The sequence below is a fragment of the Streptomyces sp. NPDC032161 genome (assembly GCF_040636995.1).
GTDB lineage: Bacteria > Actinomycetota > Actinomycetes > Streptomycetales > Streptomycetaceae > Streptomyces.
Map to the genome: position 1 here is coordinate 18,821 of NZ_JBEZVN010000045.1, position 15,796 is coordinate 34,616.

At 72.7% G+C, this 15,796-nt stretch carries 18 protein-coding genes and 1 pseudogene; 13 read left to right on the top strand and 6 right to left on the bottom strand.

Annotation, left to right across the window (positions count from 1 at the left end; genetic code table 11):
* The first annotated feature begins 281 nt into the window (after positions 1-281).
* The 6 genes from AB0E67_RS33075 to AB0E67_RS33100 all read left to right on the top strand — a co-directional run bounded on the left by AB0E67_RS33075 (position 282) and on the right by AB0E67_RS33100 (position 4,980).
* Positions 282-1,751, top strand: a complete 1,470-nt coding sequence (locus tag AB0E67_RS33075; RefSeq protein WP_362033904.1) for a hypothetical protein — start codon at positions 282-284, stop codon at positions 1,749-1,751.
* 165 nt (positions 1,752-1,916) lie between these two features.
* The gene (locus AB0E67_RS33080; protein ID WP_362033865.1) at positions 1,917-2,606 is read left to right on the top strand and encodes a DUF2993 domain-containing protein; all 690 of its coding nucleotides are present in this window, start codon (positions 1,917-1,919) and stop codon (positions 2,604-2,606) included.
* Between the two features lie 362 nt (positions 2,607-2,968).
* Positions 2,969-3,076: a putative leader peptide gene (locus AB0E67_RS33085; RefSeq protein ID WP_351520956.1), complete on the top strand. Its 108-nt coding sequence runs from the start codon at positions 2,969-2,971 to the stop codon at positions 3,074-3,076.
* A 169-nt stretch (positions 3,077-3,245) separates the two neighbouring features.
* Complete coding sequence (locus AB0E67_RS33090; protein WP_362033868.1) at positions 3,246-4,091, top strand: sulfurtransferase; 846 nt, start codon at positions 3,246-3,248, stop codon at positions 4,089-4,091.
* Positions 4,092-4,150: 59 nt separating this feature from the next.
* A complete protein-coding gene (locus AB0E67_RS33095) occupies positions 4,151-4,438 on the top strand; it encodes a DUF1416 domain-containing protein (protein WP_073785773.1) in 288 nt (95 codons plus the stop codon).
* 284 nt (positions 4,439-4,722) lie between these two features.
* Positions 4,723-4,980: a DUF3099 domain-containing protein gene (locus tag AB0E67_RS33100; RefSeq protein ID WP_362033871.1), complete on the top strand. Its 258-nt coding sequence runs from the start codon at positions 4,723-4,725 to the stop codon at positions 4,978-4,980.
* 75 nt (positions 4,981-5,055) lie between these two features.
* On the opposite strand, the gene AB0E67_RS33105 is transcribed toward AB0E67_RS33100, so the two are convergent.
* On the bottom strand, positions 5,056-5,418 hold the full coding sequence (locus AB0E67_RS33105; protein WP_362033874.1) for a DsrE family protein: 363 nt from the start codon (positions 5,416-5,418) through the stop codon (positions 5,056-5,058).
* 431 nt (positions 5,419-5,849) lie between these two features.
* On the opposite strand from AB0E67_RS33105, the gene AB0E67_RS33110 reads away from it, so the two are divergent.
* The 3 genes from AB0E67_RS33110 (at position 5,850) to AB0E67_RS33120 (ending at position 8,175) form a co-directional block, all read left to right on the top strand.
* Positions 5,850-6,422, top strand: coding sequence for an FABP family protein (locus AB0E67_RS33110; RefSeq protein ID WP_073789323.1), 573 nt, complete (start codon positions 5,850-5,852; stop codon positions 6,420-6,422).
* Between the two features lie 229 nt (positions 6,423-6,651).
* On the top strand, positions 6,652-7,140 hold the full coding sequence (locus tag AB0E67_RS33115; RefSeq protein WP_362033878.1) for a transcriptional repressor: 489 nt from the start codon (positions 6,652-6,654) through the stop codon (positions 7,138-7,140).
* Positions 7,141-7,209: 69 nt separating this feature from the next.
* Positions 7,210-8,175: a folate-binding protein gene (locus AB0E67_RS33120; protein WP_362033881.1), complete on the top strand. Its 966-nt coding sequence runs from the start codon at positions 7,210-7,212 to the stop codon at positions 8,173-8,175.
* A gap of 226 nt (positions 8,176-8,401) precedes the next feature.
* Here the strand turns inward: AB0E67_RS33120 and dtd are convergent, their stop codons facing one another.
* Positions 8,402-8,851, bottom strand: coding sequence for a D-aminoacyl-tRNA deacylase (dtd, locus tag AB0E67_RS33125; protein WP_362033883.1), 450 nt, complete (start codon positions 8,849-8,851; stop codon positions 8,402-8,404).
* Between the two features lie 131 nt (positions 8,852-8,982).
* Between dtd and AB0E67_RS33130 the strand changes: the two genes are divergently transcribed.
* The 4 genes from AB0E67_RS33130 (at position 8,983) to AB0E67_RS33145 (ending at position 12,925) form a co-directional block, all read left to right on the top strand.
* Positions 8,983-9,606, top strand: coding sequence for an ABC transporter substrate-binding protein (locus AB0E67_RS33130; protein ID WP_362033886.1), 624 nt, complete (start codon positions 8,983-8,985; stop codon positions 9,604-9,606).
* Between the two features lie 47 nt (positions 9,607-9,653).
* On the top strand, positions 9,654-10,658 hold the full coding sequence (locus tag AB0E67_RS33135; protein ID WP_362033888.1) for an asparaginase: 1,005 nt from the start codon (positions 9,654-9,656) through the stop codon (positions 10,656-10,658).
* 168 nt (positions 10,659-10,826) lie between these two features.
* Positions 10,827-12,077, top strand: coding sequence for a GNAT family N-acetyltransferase (locus AB0E67_RS33140; protein WP_362033891.1), 1,251 nt, complete (start codon positions 10,827-10,829; stop codon positions 12,075-12,077).
* A gap of 248 nt (positions 12,078-12,325) precedes the next feature.
* Positions 12,326-12,925: a TetR family transcriptional regulator gene (locus tag AB0E67_RS33145; RefSeq protein WP_362033906.1), complete on the top strand. Its 600-nt coding sequence runs from the start codon at positions 12,326-12,328 to the stop codon at positions 12,923-12,925.
* A gap of 194 nt (positions 12,926-13,119) precedes the next feature.
* Here AB0E67_RS33145 and AB0E67_RS33150 read toward each other — a convergent pair whose 3' ends face one another.
* From AB0E67_RS33150 to AB0E67_RS33165, 4 genes and pseudogenes are all read right to left on the bottom strand, one after another.
* On the bottom strand, positions 13,120-13,641 hold the full coding sequence (locus tag AB0E67_RS33150) for a DUF2199 domain-containing protein (protein WP_362033893.1): 522 nt from the start codon (positions 13,639-13,641) through the stop codon (positions 13,120-13,122).
* A gap of 154 nt (positions 13,642-13,795) precedes the next feature.
* Positions 13,796-14,881, bottom strand: a complete 1,086-nt coding sequence (locus AB0E67_RS33155; protein WP_362033895.1) for a MerR family transcriptional regulator — start codon at positions 14,879-14,881, stop codon at positions 13,796-13,798.
* On the bottom strand, positions 14,869-15,207 hold the full coding sequence (locus AB0E67_RS33160) for a hypothetical protein (RefSeq protein ID WP_362033908.1): 339 nt from the start codon (positions 15,205-15,207) through the stop codon (positions 14,869-14,871). The genes AB0E67_RS33155 and AB0E67_RS33160 overlap by 13 nt, the downstream gene beginning before the upstream one ends.
* Before the next feature lie 97 nt (positions 15,208-15,304).
* Positions 15,305-15,667: pseudogene (locus tag AB0E67_RS33165) on the bottom strand (SDR family oxidoreductase); the annotation flags it as partial.
* Between the last annotated feature and the right edge of the window lie 129 nt (positions 15,668-15,796).

A 15,796-nucleotide genomic window follows, 5' to 3' on the forward strand; every position in this document is an offset into this window, starting at 1 on the left:
ACGGGTCCACCGGTGCGCAGCCGTACCCGCCCCAGGCGCACGGTGGCCGGCCGCACGGGGACCAGCCGCACGCCGGTCAGCCGTACGGGAGCCCGTCGTACGGGGACCAGCCGTACGGGGGCCAGGTATACGGGGGCGGGGCCCACGCGCCCCGGCTCGATGGCGGCCAGTCCCCCCAGCCCCACGGCGGTCGGTCCTACGACGGCCGGCCCTCCGGCGGTCAGTCCCACGGCGCCCAGGTCCAGGGCGGTCAGTCCTACGGAGCCCAGGTCCACGGAGGCGTGGCCCAGCCGCACCCCCAGCCCCAGGCGAACCAGTCCTTCGGAGGCCGGCCCTCCGGGGACCAGTCCCACGGCGTCCCGGCGCCCGGCCACGGTGCCGCCCCGTACGACCAGGGCCAGGTCCCCGGGACGCATGCCGGCGCCGTGTGGCCGACCGGGGCCGGGCACACGCCCGGACCGGCGGCCGGGCACACGCCCGGACCGGCGGCCGGGCACACGCAGGCGCCCGTCCCCTTCGCCGCACCGGCCCCCGGCCCGCAGGACCCGCACGTCCCGTACGACCCCGCGGTCACGCAGACCTGGGAGGGCCAGACCTGGGACACCCAGTACCAGCCGACCATCCGCCCCACCGGGTCCACTGGGCCTTCCGCCCCCGAGGGTCCTTCCAGCTCCACTGGCCCCGCTGGTCGTCCCGGCCCCAACGGTCCTGCCGGGCCCGTCGGCCCCACCGGGCCCGCCCGGCCGGAAGCCTCCGCGCGGGAGTCCGTGCCGTCCGCCGCCGAGACCGCCTATCTCCCGCCGTACTCCGCGTACTCCTCGGCGGGGCCGCAGCGCGCCACCGGCTCCCACCCGCTGCCCCCCGAGGCGCCTGTCGCCCCGGCGCCCGTGTCCGGAGCCGCGCACGGCGACGGGCCGGCCGCCACCGGCTCCGCGGCCACCGGACTCGACACCTCCGGGTACGGCGCGCCCAGCACCCTGGGCAACAGCCGCGTCACCGACGCCCAGCGCGCCCGCGCCGAGGGCCGCTCGCCGATCATCCCGCCGGGCATCCAGCCCGCCGGGCTCACCGCCGTGCTCGGGCTGCTGCTCGCCTTCGGCGCGGCGATCGGGTCGTACGCCCTGCTCGTACCGCTGGTCCTGCTGCAGGCCGTGACCGCGGCCGGATGGTTCCGGCTGAACGGCATGTGGCCCGCGCGCCAGGGCATCGTGCTCGCGTTCGCGGGCGGGATCGTCGCCGACGCCGCCCTGCTCGCCGCGGGCCGAGAGAACGCCCCGGCGGCCGTCCTCGGCACCCTCGGCGTGTGGGTGCTGCTCACCGTGGTCCTCCAGCTGCGCAGCCACGCGGACGCGGACGAGCGGATGTACGGGCTGATGGCCACCACCGCATCGGCCGCCCTGACGGTGCTGGCGGCGGGGCACCTCGCGGCGGTCCCGGACGCGGTGACGGCCGGCACGGTGGCCGTCGCGGCCACCGTGCTCGTCCGCGCGCTCCCGCTGCCCGGACCGGCATCGGTCGCGGTGGCGCTGCTGGCGGGCGCGGGTGCCGGTGCGGCGGCCGGGACGCTCGCCGGTCCCGGTGGCACGCACGGCGCGCTGCTCGGCCTGGCGGCGGGCGGATGCGCGCTGATCGGGCTGCGGGCGGCGAGCTACGACTACCCCTCGCGGTTCGTCCACATGACGGCCGGTGTGGCGCTGCCGCTCACCGCCGCGGCCCCCGCCGTCTATCTGATCGGCCGCATGCTCGCGTAACGCGTACGCGCACCGGCACCGCACGGCGCCGATCGGCGCCGCTTCCGACGAGCGGGCACCTCCCAGGGAACCGATGGGGGTGCCCGCTCGTCGATCATTCGGGACGGTCTGTGCGCACGGGGGAGCGCGGGCGCCGTCGAGCCGGACGCAGGGGGGAGAGCGGTCATGCGGGCGCTGCGGGGATTGCTGGTCATGGTGTTGGTGCTGGTCGGGGTCTTCGTCGTCCTCGACCGGACGCTGCTGTACTTCGCCGAGTCGGAGGCCGAGGACCGGATCCGGATCCCTGGTGCGACGGTCGAGTCCGCGGACGTCTCCATCAACGGGTTCCCGTTCCTGACCCAGGCCTTCGCCTCGCAGTTCGACGAGGTCGATGTCGAGATCACCGGCATCCGGACCGACAGCAACGGCCGCAGGATACGGGTCAGCCGGATGAGTGCCGCGCTGCACGACGTGCAACTGACCGAGGGCTTCTCCGGTGTCACCGCCGCCGACGCCGACGGCAAGGCCGTCATCTCCTACGACGACCTGACCAGTACCGCCGGTGACGGGGTCGCCGTCGAGTACGGCGGCAACGGCAAGGTGAAGGTCACCGGCACCGTCGACGTCCTCGGCCGCCCGTTCTCGCGCAGCGTGCTCTCCACCGTCACCCTCGTCGACGGCCAGACCCTCAGGGTGCGTGCGGACAAGGTGCCGGGTGGGGGAATCCCCGGGCTGGAGGACCTGGTGCGCCGGAAGACCGACTTCGAGCGGCAGGTCGGCGGCCTGCCCAGCGGTCTGGAGCTCCGGAAGATCCAGGTGACCGACGAGGGTGTGGAGGTCATGGTGGCGGGTACGAACGTGAAGCTCGCCGGCTGAGTCCGGGCGGGTTCCGCCGGAGTCGGCGGGCCCGGGCGGGTCGGACGTGTCCCTTCGGGCCCGGCTGATCCGGCGCCGGGCGCGGACGAGTCCCTCTGACCCGGTGAGCCCGGGTGAGTCCCGGTGGCTCCGGGCCCGGCCGGGAACGGACAGGGACCGGGCCGGAGTTCCGGCCGCCACTTCCCGCAGGTCACATGCTGAGACGACGGTGTCCGCTCCGCAGATGGGTGGCGGGCGCCGACCGTCGGGGAGCGGCGCGGGGAGTGTCGCGAACCCTTCCGTATCCCGAATCGTGGATGATCGTGTCTCATCATGCGACACAACGGTGACATGGCCGTCCGCACGTCCCTACGATCGGTCCCATGCAGTGCGCTATTGGCGGTCTCCCTCAGTGGGGACGGGCGGATCTCACGAAGCGGCGGGCAGTGGACCTGTGCCGCGTCGCCGCCATGCTCTGTCGCGCTGTCTGAGCGGGAGCCTCCGGCACCCCGCGTCTTTTCCGGCCCTTCGACCGGTTTTCAGGGCCCCAGCCCCATCCCGCTGTCTTCGCACGTGTGCCACGGGCCCGAGCCCGCCGTACACCCGCATCACGCACCGTCTCGCATCATCTCGCCGCAGACTGCCCCGGAGGAGAAAAGAATGAGCCGCAGCGACGTCCTGGTAGACGCCGACTGGGTCGAGGCCCACCTCGACGACCCGCAGGTCGCTCTCGTCGAGGTCGACGAGGACACCTCGGCGTACGAGAAGAACCACATCAAGAACGCGATCCGGATCGACTGGACGAAGGACCTCCAGGACCCGGTGCGCCGTGACTTCATCGACCAGGCCGGCTTCGAGAAGCTGCTGTCCGAGAAGGGCATCGCCAACGACACCACCGTCGTCCTGTACGGCGGCAACAACAACTGGTTCGCGTCCTACGCGTTCTGGTACTTCAAGCTCTACGGTCACCAGGACGTCCGTCTGCTCGACGGCGGCCGCAAGAAGTGGGAGCTGGACTCCCGCGACCTCGTCGACGGCGACCAGGTCCCGTCCCGCCCGGCCACCGAGTACAAGGCCAAGCCGCAGGACGAGTCGATCCGCGCCTACCGCGACGACGTCGTGAAGGCGATCGGCGGCCCGAACCTGGTCGACGTGCGTTCGCCCGACGAGTTCAGCGGCAAGCTGCTCGCCCCGGCGCACCTCCCGCAGGAGCAGTCGCAGCGCCCCGGCCACGTGCCGACGGCCCGCAACATCCCGTGGTCGAAGAACGCCAACGACGACGGCACCTTCAAGTCGGACGAGGAGCTGAAGGCCCTCTACGAGGCCGAGCAGGTCGACCTGTCGAAGGACACCATCGCCTACTGCCGCATCGGCGAGCGTTCCGCGCTCACCTGGTTCGTGCTGCACGAGCTCCTCGGCCAGGAGAACGTCAAGAACTACGACGGTTCGTGGACCGAGTACGGCTCCCTGGTGGGTGTGCCGATCGAGCTCGGCGCCGCCAAGTAGCCCCGCGACTCCGCACGACCCGGATCAGTACGACCCCGACCCAGAAGGAACAGGACACCATGTGTGGAGCACAGGCCGGCGGCCCCGACGCCTCGACCATCAAGCCCGGTGAGACGACCATCCAGGGCAGCGTGACGCGTGACGGCGAGCCCGTCGCGGGCTACGTGCGCCTGCTGGACTCGACCGGCGAGTTCACCGCGGAGGTTCCGACCTCGGCGACCGGACAGTTCCGCTTCTACGCGGCCGAGGGCACGTGGACGGTACGCGCCCTGGTGCCGGGCGGCAGCGCCGACCGTACGGTCGTGGCGCGGACGGGTGGCCTCTCCGAGGTAGCCATCGCCGTCTGACCGCCGTACGGGCCGGGCTGTGCGTGGTCGGGCCGTACGGAACGAAACGAGCGCGGCCGAGCAGGCCGCCTCGCACGGGCCGAAGGGCCGTACCCCAGGGGTTGGACGCTTCTGGTGCGGGTACGGCCCTTCGCGCCGTTTGCACGTACCTGTCGGCACCGGCGGCACGCATCCATGGGCACGGACGGCACGTCCGCACGATCGCGAGTCCAGGTGCTCGTGCGGACGGCCTGCGTGTGCGCACGGGCTGTCCGCACCGGCGGAAACCGTCCTACGCTTGAAGCATGTACGCCCGACGCCGTCGTGGCTATTTCCTGATGATGGGCGGCTGCCTCGTCCTCTTCGTCTCGGCCTGGGCCTTCGTGAGGCTGTGGTCGATGCCCGCCGCGATAGTGATGTGCTTCGTGGCGATGGTCATTCCGCCCGTCGCGGCCATGATCGCCAATCGGCGGGGGCCGGAGGACCGCTGGTGGGACGACCCGTCCGGCGATCCGCAGTCCGACGAGTGGTGGGACGAGCTCGACGGCAAGAAACGCCACTGAACGTCACCGCCCGGCGATGACACGTGTGTGTGCGGGGCGTGGACGGGGCGTCGCGGCTGCGAGTGCCAGGGTGTGTCAGTAGACGAGGGCCTGCACGCCGTCGGCCATGATCTCGCTGACGAACACCTGGGCCCCCGCGATCCGTACGCCCTCCAGGACGTCCTGTTCGGTGATGTCGCGGCGGGCCGCGCACTGCGTGCACAGGGTGATCCGCCCGCCCGCCTGGATCGACTCGATCAGGTCCGGCAGCGGCGCCGCGTGCGGCAGTTCGAACTCGGCGGCGCGCCCCGGCAGGGCGAACCACGAGGATTCCCCGGTCAGCCAGAGCGAGACCTCCACTCCGCTGGCGACGGCGACCGCGGCCACCGTGAACGCCTGCGAGCAGCGCTCGGCCGCGTCGGCACCGGCAGTCACCTTGATCACGAGCTTCTTCGACATGGCTCGAACTGTAATCGTCGGCCGGTCCCCGTGCTCGGGCCCGCACCCCGCGGTCCCGCCGTGCTCACCACGAACCGTGCGTCCGTGCGCGGCCGGGCCCGCAAGCCCCGAACCGACGTGCCGGGGCCCAACCCATTAGGCTGGGGCCCGGCGCCGTACCGCTGCCACACCGCCCGTCCCAAGGAGTTCCCGTGCTCGAGGCATTCTTCACCGCCCTGCTGGTCCTGGTCTGCATCGGCACCCTCGCCTTCGCGGGCGTGACCGTGAAGAAGCTCTACCAGGGCCAGCGCTGACCGCAGCGGCCCACCGCCGCCCTCCTCCCTCCGTCCCCCGGTGCGGGTATCCCCGCTGGACGGTCGTGACCTCCGCACCCGCGTGTGCCACGTCCGGAATCCAGCACCCGCCTTCCTCACAGATCGTCTGAGCCACTCATGATCGAGATCCCGTCCGACCTCCACCCGGACCTCGTCCCGCTGGCCTTTCTCCTCGGCAACTGGGCGGGCGCGGGTGTCTCCGACTTCCCCGGCGCCGAGAAGTGCAACTTCGGCCAGGAGGTCTCCTTCCGGCACGACGGCCGGGACTTCCTGGAGTACGTCTCGCACACCTGGGTGCTCGACTCCGAGGGCAACAAGGTCAGGCCGCTGGAGTCCGAGACCGGCTACTGGCGCATCGACAAGGACCGCAAGGTCGAGGTCGTCATGGTGCGCGACCAGGGCGTCGTCGAGATCTGGTACGGCGAGCTGGCCGACCAGAAGCCGCAGATCGACCTGGCCACCGACGCGGTGGCGCGTACTGCCGCCTCCGGCCCGTACAGCGGTGGCAAGCGTCTCTACGGCTACGTCAAGAGCGACCTGATGTGGGTCGGCGAGAAGGCCACCCCCGAGGTCGAGCTGCGCCCGTACATGTCGGCCCATCTGAAGAAGGTCGTCACCCCCGAAGAGGTCGAGGCGATGGCGAAGAGCCTCGGCGACCTGCCGGACGACGGCATCGCGTTCTTCAAGTAGACCGCTTCGAGCGACTTCCAGCGACTTCCAGCGACTTCGAGCAGGCTCCGAGCGGCCGCGAGCGGGCCGCAGGCATCGCGGGCGGCGGTGAGCTGCCTCGGGCAGACCGCCGCGAACGGGCCGCTTCGAGCAGCCGCCCGACCCGCGCCCGGCCGGTCCTCCGGCCCTGCCGCACGGCCCTTTCGTCTTCGGCCGCGGGCGGTGGTCCGCCCGGACCTACACTGAGCGTGTGGTGAGCACCGACTGGAAGACCGATCTCCGGAAGCGCGGCTACCGGCTGACGCCGCAGCGGCAGCTTGTCCTGGAAGCCGTCGACACACTTGAGCACGCGACGCCCGACGACATCCTCTGCGAGGTGCGCAGGACCGCGTCGGGCGTGAACATCTCCACCGTCTACCGGACGCTCGAACTCCTTGAGGAACTGGGCCTGGTCAGCCACGCCCACCTGGGGCACGGGGCGCCGACGTACCACCTGGCCGACCGCCATCACCACATCCATCTGGTCTGCCGCGACTGCACGAACGTCATCGAGGCCGACGTCGAGGTGGTCGCCGAGTTCACCGCGAAGCTCCAGGACGACTTCGGTTTCGAGACCGACATGAAGCACTTCGCGATCTTCGGCCGATGCGCCGAGTGCACGGCGCGGGCGACGGCCGAAGAAGCGTCGGCGAAAGCGGCGTCGAGGGCGGCGCCGGAAGGTGACGGCGCCGAAGCGTGACGCCAAAGGGGCGTCGGAAGGCGACGACGCCCGCCGTCGGCCCCTGGGACCGCGTCGTACGCTGGTCGCATGAAGAGCCCCCTGCTGTCCCTGCCCGGCGCCGTCCCCGCCGAGGGCCGCGACGAAGGCGTCGCCGCGCACTACGGCGACCTGTTCCGCGAGCAGCGCGCCCTTGCCGACGGTTCCGGCCTCGTCGACCTCTCGCACCGTGCCGTCGTCACCGTCAGCGGCGACGACCGGCTGGCCTGGCTGCACCTGCTGCTCACCCAGCACGTCAGCGAACTCGCCCCGGGGCAGGCCACCGACGCGCTGATCCTCACCGGGAACGGGCACGTCGAGCACGCCCTCTACCTCGTCGACGACGGCGAGACGGTGTGGATGCACGCCGAGCCGGGCACGCAGGACGGACTCGTCGCCTACCTGGAGTCCATGAAGTTCTTCTACCGGGTCGAAGTCGCCGACCGCACCGAGGACTTCGCCGTGGTGCACCTGCCCGCCGGTTCCATCGCCGAGGTCCCGGACGGCGTGATGGTACGGGAGACGGCGTACGGCCGGGACGTGTTCCTGCCCCGCGCCGACCTGGTGGAGTACGCGGCCGCGCACGGCCCGCTCGCCGGGATCCTGGCGTACGAGGCGCTGCGCGTCGAGGCGCACCGCCCGCGTCTCGGCTTCGAGACCGACCACCGCACCATTCCCCACGAGGTGGGCTGGATCGGCACCGCCGTCCACCTCCAGAAGGGCTGCTACCGGGGGCAGGAGACCGTGGCCCGGGTGCAGAACCTGGGCAGGCCGCCGCGCCGGCTGGTCTTCCTGCACCTCGACGGCAGCGAGGTCGTCCTGCCCGGACACGGCACCCCCGTGCGGCTCGCCGCGGACGGCCCCGAGAGCCGGCAGCTGGGCTTCATCACCACATCCGCCCGCCACCACGAGCTGGGACCGATCGCGCTCGCCCTGATCAAGCGGAACGTCGCGGTGGACGCGGAACTGCTCGCGGGGGACACGGCCGCCGCGCAGGAAGTCGTCGTGGAGCCGTAGGACCGGCCGACCGGGCGCCCGCACCTGGACACGTTCGTCTCGGTGCCGGGCGCACCACGGACGCGCCCGTGTCGGGGCCGGATGGGCCCGGCCCGGCCCGCGCCCGCTGTCGGGCCCGTGCGCGCCCGCAGCCGGGCCCGTGCCGCGCCGTCCGGACGCGCACGCGTCGGGACCGGTCCGTCCCGGTCGGTCCCGGCTGGGACCGGTCGGTTTCGGCCGGGACCGGTCAGACCTCGACGATCACGGTGAACGGGCCGTGGTTCGTGAGCGAGACCCGCATCTCCGCCCCGAACCGGCCCGTCTCCACATGCGCCCCCAGCGCCCGCAACTGCGCCACCACCTCGTCGACCAGCGGTTCGGCGACCTCGCCCGGCGCGGCGGCGTTCCAGGTGGGCCTGCGGCCCTTCCTGGCGTCCCCGTAGAGGGTGAACTGCGAAATCACCAGAAGCGGTGCATTCACATCCGAGCAGGACTTCTCGCCCTCTAGAATGCGGACCGACCAGAGCTTGCGGGCGAGCTGGGCCGCCTTTTCCGGAGTGTCGCCGTGGGTGACCCCGACCAGCACACACAGCCCCTCGCCGACGATCTCGCCGACCACCTCGGGCCCGTCCGACGCGCCCGAGCCGTCGCCCACCGTCACCTTCGCGCCGTCCACCCGCTGTATCACTGCACGCATACGGACCAACCTAACTTGGCCAACCCCGCCTTGGGCTGAACGGGTACAGACCGCCCACACAGGGCCACTGGAGTGGCACCATGCTCGCAAGGCGGTGTGCCGACGCACCGGTCGAGGGGATGGACACAAGCATGAGCACCTATGGAACCGGGCGGTCCTCCGGCGCCGTGCCGTTCACGCGCGACGGCAATGGCGACGGTGACGGCGGCACCAGCACCATGCGCCCACCCGTACAGCGGACCGGTCACGCGGGTGCGGACGCCCCGCCCGCCGGGCCGCGGCCCGAGCTGGGCGGTCTGCGGCTGGCGGAGCTGCGCACGCTGCGCCGCGACTCGCAGCGCGACGAGGCCGACCTCAGCTATGTGCGGCGACTGGTCCAGGGGCGGATCGACATCCTGCGGGCCGAGCTGGCCCGGCGGCTGGATCCGGAGGTGCCGGTGGTGGACCGGCTCTCGGAGATCCTCGCCGACACCCCGTCCCGGCACCGCTCCTCCGCCCGGCACGTCACGCTCACCACGCCCCGCAGCGACGAGTACCGCCAACTGGCGGCCGAGACGCTCGCCGAGGTCGAACTCTCCGACCTCGACGCCCGTACGGACGAGGAGCTGCACGCCGCGATGGGGCGCCTGGTCCGTTATGAGCAGCAGGTCTCCCGGCGCCGTCACCAGCTGCAACGCACCGCTGACGATTGCGGTGCCGAGATCGCCCGCAGGTACCGTGACGGAGAAGCACAAGTAGACGACCTGCTCGCCTGAAGCGATCCTTCCGGGGGGCGGGTCCGCACCGTCCCCGGAAGGCCACCATGACCCCCAGCGCCGCCTCCTCCGCCCCCGCCGCCCCGTCCGGCATATCCCCCGCCCGCCCGGACACCCATCCGGTCCTGGCCGAGGTCGTACGGTCCGGCTTCGTGGAGGGCGGCCATCGCGGCTCGCTGGTCGTGCTGGCGGCGGACGGCAGCGTGGAACGGGCCCTGGGCGATCCGGCGGCGCCCGTCTTCCCGCGTTCCGCCAACAAGCCGATGCAGGCCGCTGCCGTGCTGCGGGCCGGACTCGACCTGTCCGGGGAGCGGCTGGCGCTGGCCGCCGCGAGCCACTCGGGGGAGGGCTTCCACCTCGATCTCGTCCGTACGATGCTCGCCGAGCACGGGCTGACGCCCGGCGACCTGCGGACCCCGCCCGACCTGCCGCTGGATCCGGCCGAGGCGGAGGCGTACCTGGCCGCCGGGAACGTCCGGGAGCGGATCACCATGAACTGCTCGGGCAAGCACACGGCGATGCTCGCGGCGTGCGCGCTGAACGGCTGGGACCGGACCTCCTACCTCGACCCCGCGCACCCGCTCCAGCGCCTGGTCCACCAGGTGGTGGAGGAGGTCGCGGGCGAGCCGGTCGCGGCGGTCGGCACGGACGGGTGCGGGGCGCCGCTGATGGCGATCAGTCTGGTGGGGCTGGCCCGGGCGTTCCGTTCGTTCGTGACGGCGGAGCCGGGGACGGCCGAGCGCCGGGTCGGGGACGCGATGCGCGCGCACCCCGAGTACGTGGCCGGGACGCGCCGCCCCGACACCTGGCTGATGCGGGAGGTGCCGGGCACGCTCTCCAAGATGGGCGCGGAGGCGGTGCAGGCGGTGGCGCTGCCGGACGGCCGGGCGCTCGCCTTCAAGATCGACGACGGTGCCGGGCGCGCGCTGGGCCCGGTGCTGGCCCGGTCGCTGGGGCTGCTCGGCGTCGACGCCCCGGTGGTCGACCGGATCGGCCGCGCCCCGCTGCTGGGCGGCGGCGACGAGGTCGGCGAGATCCGCGCGGCGTTCTGAACGGACACGCCCGGACGGATGTCCGGGTCCGGTGTCCGGGTCCGGATATCCGGATACGGGGCGGCTGCCGGGACAGGGCCCGAGGGGGCCCCGAGGGTGCCGGTCCCGATCCCGGCATCGGCGGAAAACCCGGCGACAGCCCGTGAACGCAGTGCCTAGCGTGGGCTCATGCCCCTTGACCTCCGTACGCTCGACGAGTCCGACTTCCCCGACTGGTTGCGGGCCTTGAACACCGGCTTCCTGCGCCCGCCGACCGTGACGGAGCAGGAGATCGGCAGCCGCCTCCCGCACACCGACCTCTCACGCACGCGAGGCGTGTTCGACGACGGGCGGTGCGTGGCCACGTTCCGCTCGTTCGCACAGGAACTCACCGCCGTCGGCGGTGCCGCGGTGCGTGCCGACGCGATCTCCAACGTCACGGTCTCGCCCACGCACCGCCGCCGCGGACTGCTCGGCCGGATGGTGGCCGACGACCTGGCGGCGGCGAAGGAACGCGGCGAGGTGGTCGCCACGCTGATCGCCGCCGAGTACCCGATCTACGGGCGGTACGGCTTCGGCCCGGCGACGTGGACCACCGAGTGGGAGATCGACGTGTCCCGGTCGGGCCTCGACCCGCGCCGACCCGTCCCTTCCGCGGCGGACGGCGGCCGGATCGACCTGGTGACGGGCTCGGAGGTACGGAAGCTGGGCCCGGCGATCCACGACCGGCTGCGCGCCCGCCGACACGGGGCCATCAACCGCGACGCGCGCTGGTGGGAGTTGACCACCGGCGAGAACCGGCCCCGCCCCGAGCCCTGGACGGAACCCTTCTACGCGGTCCACCAGGACGCGGACGGCGAGCCCGACGGCCTGATGGCCTACCGCGCCGACGAGCGCTGGAGCGACGCCAAGCAGCCGCTGAACCGGGCCACGGTCGTCGAGCACATCGCCGTCACCCCGGCCGCGGAGCGCGCGCTGTGGCACTTCGTCTGCTCGATCGACTGGATCACCACGGTCCGTACCGGCTACCGCGCCCCCGACGACCTGCTGCCCCTCCTCCTCCCGGACCCGCGCGCGGCCCGGGTCGTGACCCACGCGGACTGGCTGTGGGTGCGCGTCCTCGACGTCGTACGCGCCCTGGAGGCCCGCACCTACGCCGTGCCCGGCACGCTGATCCTGGACGTCCACGACGCGGCCGGCCTGGCCGGCGGCCGTTACCGCCTGGACGCCTCCCCGTCCGGCGCGACCTGCGCCCCCACCACGCGGGACGCCGACATCTCCCTGGACGTACGGGAGTTGGGGACGCTCTACCTGGGTGACGAGTCCCCGGCCCGGCTGGCGGCCCTCGGCCGTATCGAGGAACGGACACCGGGGGCGGTGGCGACGGCGGAGGGGATGTTCCGGGCGGCGCGGCGGGCGTGGTGCCCGGACATGTTCTGACGCCCGGAGGCGGGGGCGCTCCGTGCGCGCGGGCGGGTCCGCAGGGGGGCGTGTGTGTGGCGCGGGGGTGTCCGACGTGCGCGCGGTGGCCGGGCTCGGGCGTCGAGTCCGCTCGGGGCCGAGGCGTACCCTTCATGGTCATGAGCGGAGAGAATCCCGGCCCCGGGGCAGTGGCGCACACGGCGCACGGGGGCCGTCGGGGCCGCCCGGAGCACACGCCCCAGACCCCCCGTGCGCTGCACGCGCCGATGAGCCTGCGTGAGCGGAAGAAGCAGCTGACGTATCAGGCGGTCTCGGAGACCGCGATCGCGCTGTTCCTGGAGCGGGGTTTCGACAAGGTCTCGGTCGCGGAGGTGGCGGCGGCCGCGGACATCTCCAAGCCGACGCTGTTCCGGTACTTCCCGACCAAGGAGGACCTGGTGCTGCACCGGTTCGCCGACCACGAGGACGAGTCGGCCCGCGTGGTCGCCGCCCGCGCGGACGACGAGTCCCCCCTGGACGCCCTGCGCCGCCACTTCCTCGACGGCCTGGAGCGGCGCGACCCGGTGACAGGGCTGTGCGATGCGCCGCAGGTGCTGGTGTACCTGCGGCTGCTGTACGGGACTCCGTCCCTGGTGGCGCGGCTGTTCGGCTACCAGAGGCGCTCGGAGGCGGTGCTCGCCCACGCGCTGGGCGACCGGATGCCGGACCGGCTGGCCGCAGGCCAGATCAACGCCGTGCTCCGCGTCCTGGCCGAGGAGAACTGGCGGCGGATCGACGCGGGTATGAGCGCGGACCGGGCGTACCCGGAAGCGGTCGCGGACGCCGAGGCCGCGTTCGAGCAGCTGCGCTCGGGGATCGACCGGTGAGGAACGCCGGGCACGGAGCCGGTGAGCGGCCGACCGTGGAATCGGCCCGGGGTCGCCCCGGAGCAGCCCCGGAGTCGGCCGTGGGACCGCTCGTTCAGACGCGTGAGTGCGTGAGTGCGTGAGTGCGTGAGTGCGTGAGTGCGTGAGATGGGTGAACGCTGAGCGCCGGGTGTGTGGAGCGCGGCGCTCGGTGATCAGCCGCTCAGGTCCGTGCCGTGCAGCACCGCTTCGGCGATCGCCCGCACCCGGTCGCGTGTGATGCCGGTGCGCTGTTCGACGGCGAGGGGGTGGTCGGTGGGTTCCAGCTCGACGGCGGGGCGTCGGCCGATGGGGCGGGTGTGCACGTTCGTCTTGAGATTGGTCGTACGGGGCGAGTACAGCCCCAACTCGGTGCTCAGCCAGCCGAAGTAGGGCTGCTCGGCCTCGCGCCCCGGGGTCTCCCACACATCGAGGGCGCGCGCGAAGTTCGTCCGGCTGAGCGAGACCCACACACCCCAGGAGAAGGGCTCCTCGCTGCCGAGGACGGGTATCTCGATCAGGCCCTTGATGAAGAAGTGCTCGTTCCTGACGACGCACTGTTCCGAGGAGAGCATGCTGTCGGGATCGCTCTCCAGGCTCGCGTCCCAGACGTCGGGCGCCATGGTCGAGTACCCCATCGGGAGTTCCGCGTGGTGTTCACCGCAGCAGGAGCAGGTGTAGCCGGGGTCGATAGCCATGGGCGGGATCCTAAAGGCTGTCCCGTAATCCCTGTCTTCGAACGTCGCCTGCCGTGCGGCCGACACGGCCTCCGGGAGCACGGGGGAGACCACGAACGGAGACCACGAACGGAGACAGGGATCGGGGCGGGAGGCGGGGCGTCGGCTCCGCTCCCTACCGGTGCGGCTCCACGACGTCCGCGACGACGCAGCTGATGTTGTCGGGGCCGCCGGAGCGGTTGGCCAGTGAGACGAGTTCCCGTACGGCCGGTTCCGGTTCGTCGACCGTGGTGAGGACCCGGCGCATCTCCTCGGTGCCGACCACCGCGGACAGGCCGTCGGAGCAGAGCAAGTAGCGGTCCCCGGCGCGGACTTCGTGCAGGCGCATGTCGGGGGTGCCGTCGGTCCCCCGGCCCAGCGCCCGGATCAGCAGCGAGCGCTGAGGGTGGGAGTCGGCCTCCTCCGGGCCGATGCGCCCCTCGTCGATCATCGCCTGCACCACGGTGTGGTCGTGCGTGATCCGGAACAACTCGCGGTCGCGCAGGAGATGGGCGCGGGAGTCGCCGATGTGGACGAGGGCCAGCCGTGAGCCCGTCCAGAGCATCGCGGTGAGCGTGGTGCCGGTTTCGTCCGGCGCGGGACCCGTGGCGGTGACGCCGCGTACCGCCCGCTCGGCCCGTTCGACGGCGTCCGCCAGGACGTTGAGGAGATCGCCCGCCGGGACACCGTCGGTTTCGAGGTGCCGGAACGCGTCGACGGCGGCGGCACTCGCGGAGGCGCCCGCAGGGCCGAAGCCGTCGGCGACGGCGAGCAGTCGGCCTCCCGCGTAGGCGGTGTCCTGGTTGCTCCCGCGGACGCGGCCGGTGTCGGAGAGCGCGGCGTAACGGATTTCCAGGGGCTCGGCGGTCGTGGTCGGTGACATGGCGGGGTCCTTTCCGGTCAGCTGGTCGACGAGGAAGGCGGCGAGGTCCCGCCGTGCGGCGGTCTCGGCCTCGAACCGGGCCCGGAAGGCGCGGACCTCCTGGGCCGCCCCGGCCGCGTCCAGGGTGCAGACGTGCCGGATGCGGGCGAGCGGCATTCCCAGCCGCCGCAGCCAGGCGACCAGTCGGGCCCGCTCCAGTTGCCGCGGCGCGTAGAGGCGGTAGCCGGTCACCGGATCGACGCGCGCGGGTGGCAGCAGGCCGAGTTCGTCGTACAGGCGCAGGGCCTTCGGCGACAGCCGGGACGCCTTCGCGAACGCCCCGATGGTCAGCAGCTCCATGCCCACTCCTCCTCGTGCCGGGCGTCCGGCCCGGCCCCATCGATGCTGTGGCTTTCCCCAGGGGGAAGGTCAAGGCAGAGGCCGGGCAGGGGAGTCGTGCTTCCCCGGTCCTTCATCCACCCGCCCGGATTCGGCTCGCCGCGGGGGAGGCCGCGCGGCCTTGGCCAGCGCTTGCGCAGACGCAGCGAGTTCCAGTTCGCGTCGGCGGTCCAGCCTCCGGCCACCGGCAGCGCGACGCCGTGGACGAAGCCGCCGCGCGCGGGGTCGGCCAGGAAGGCCACGGTCTGGGCGATGTCCTCGGGCGCGGCGTACCGCGCCATGGGCACCCGCTCGACGATGTCGGAGTCGGTGTGGCCGCCGGACGCCTGGTCCGGCGGCGTCCATCCCGGTCTTGACCCAGCCCGGGCACACCGCGTTGACGCGGACCCCGCGGCCGCCCCATTCGGCGGCCAGGGTCCTGGTGAGGCCGATCAGGCCGCGCTCGCTCGCGTTGTACGCGGCACGGTCGGCGATGCCGTGCAGCCCCGCGATCGAGGCGATGACGACGATCGAGCCGCCGCCCGCCTCCAGCATCGGCTTCCCCGGCGCCCGGGACAGCAGGAACGGGCCGGTGAGGTTGACCCCCAGGACGCGCCGCCGCTGCTCGGTGGTGATCTCCTCGGCCCGGCGGTCGGATGCGTACCCGCCTCCGTGGTCGGCGGCCCGCACGACCGGACCCGGCCGCTCCACCGCGTCGACGGCCCCCTCCGTGGACCACCGCCCCGAGCGGGAGGTCCTCGCCGTCACCCGCCCCCGTGCCCCGCACCCCGTGGCCGACGACCTAGTAGTGCTTGGTCAGGTTGGCCGTGGTGCGTGTCTTTCGGGTTCGATATCGCGTTGAGTGAGTGTGACTCCGGACGAGATGACTGCGGTGCG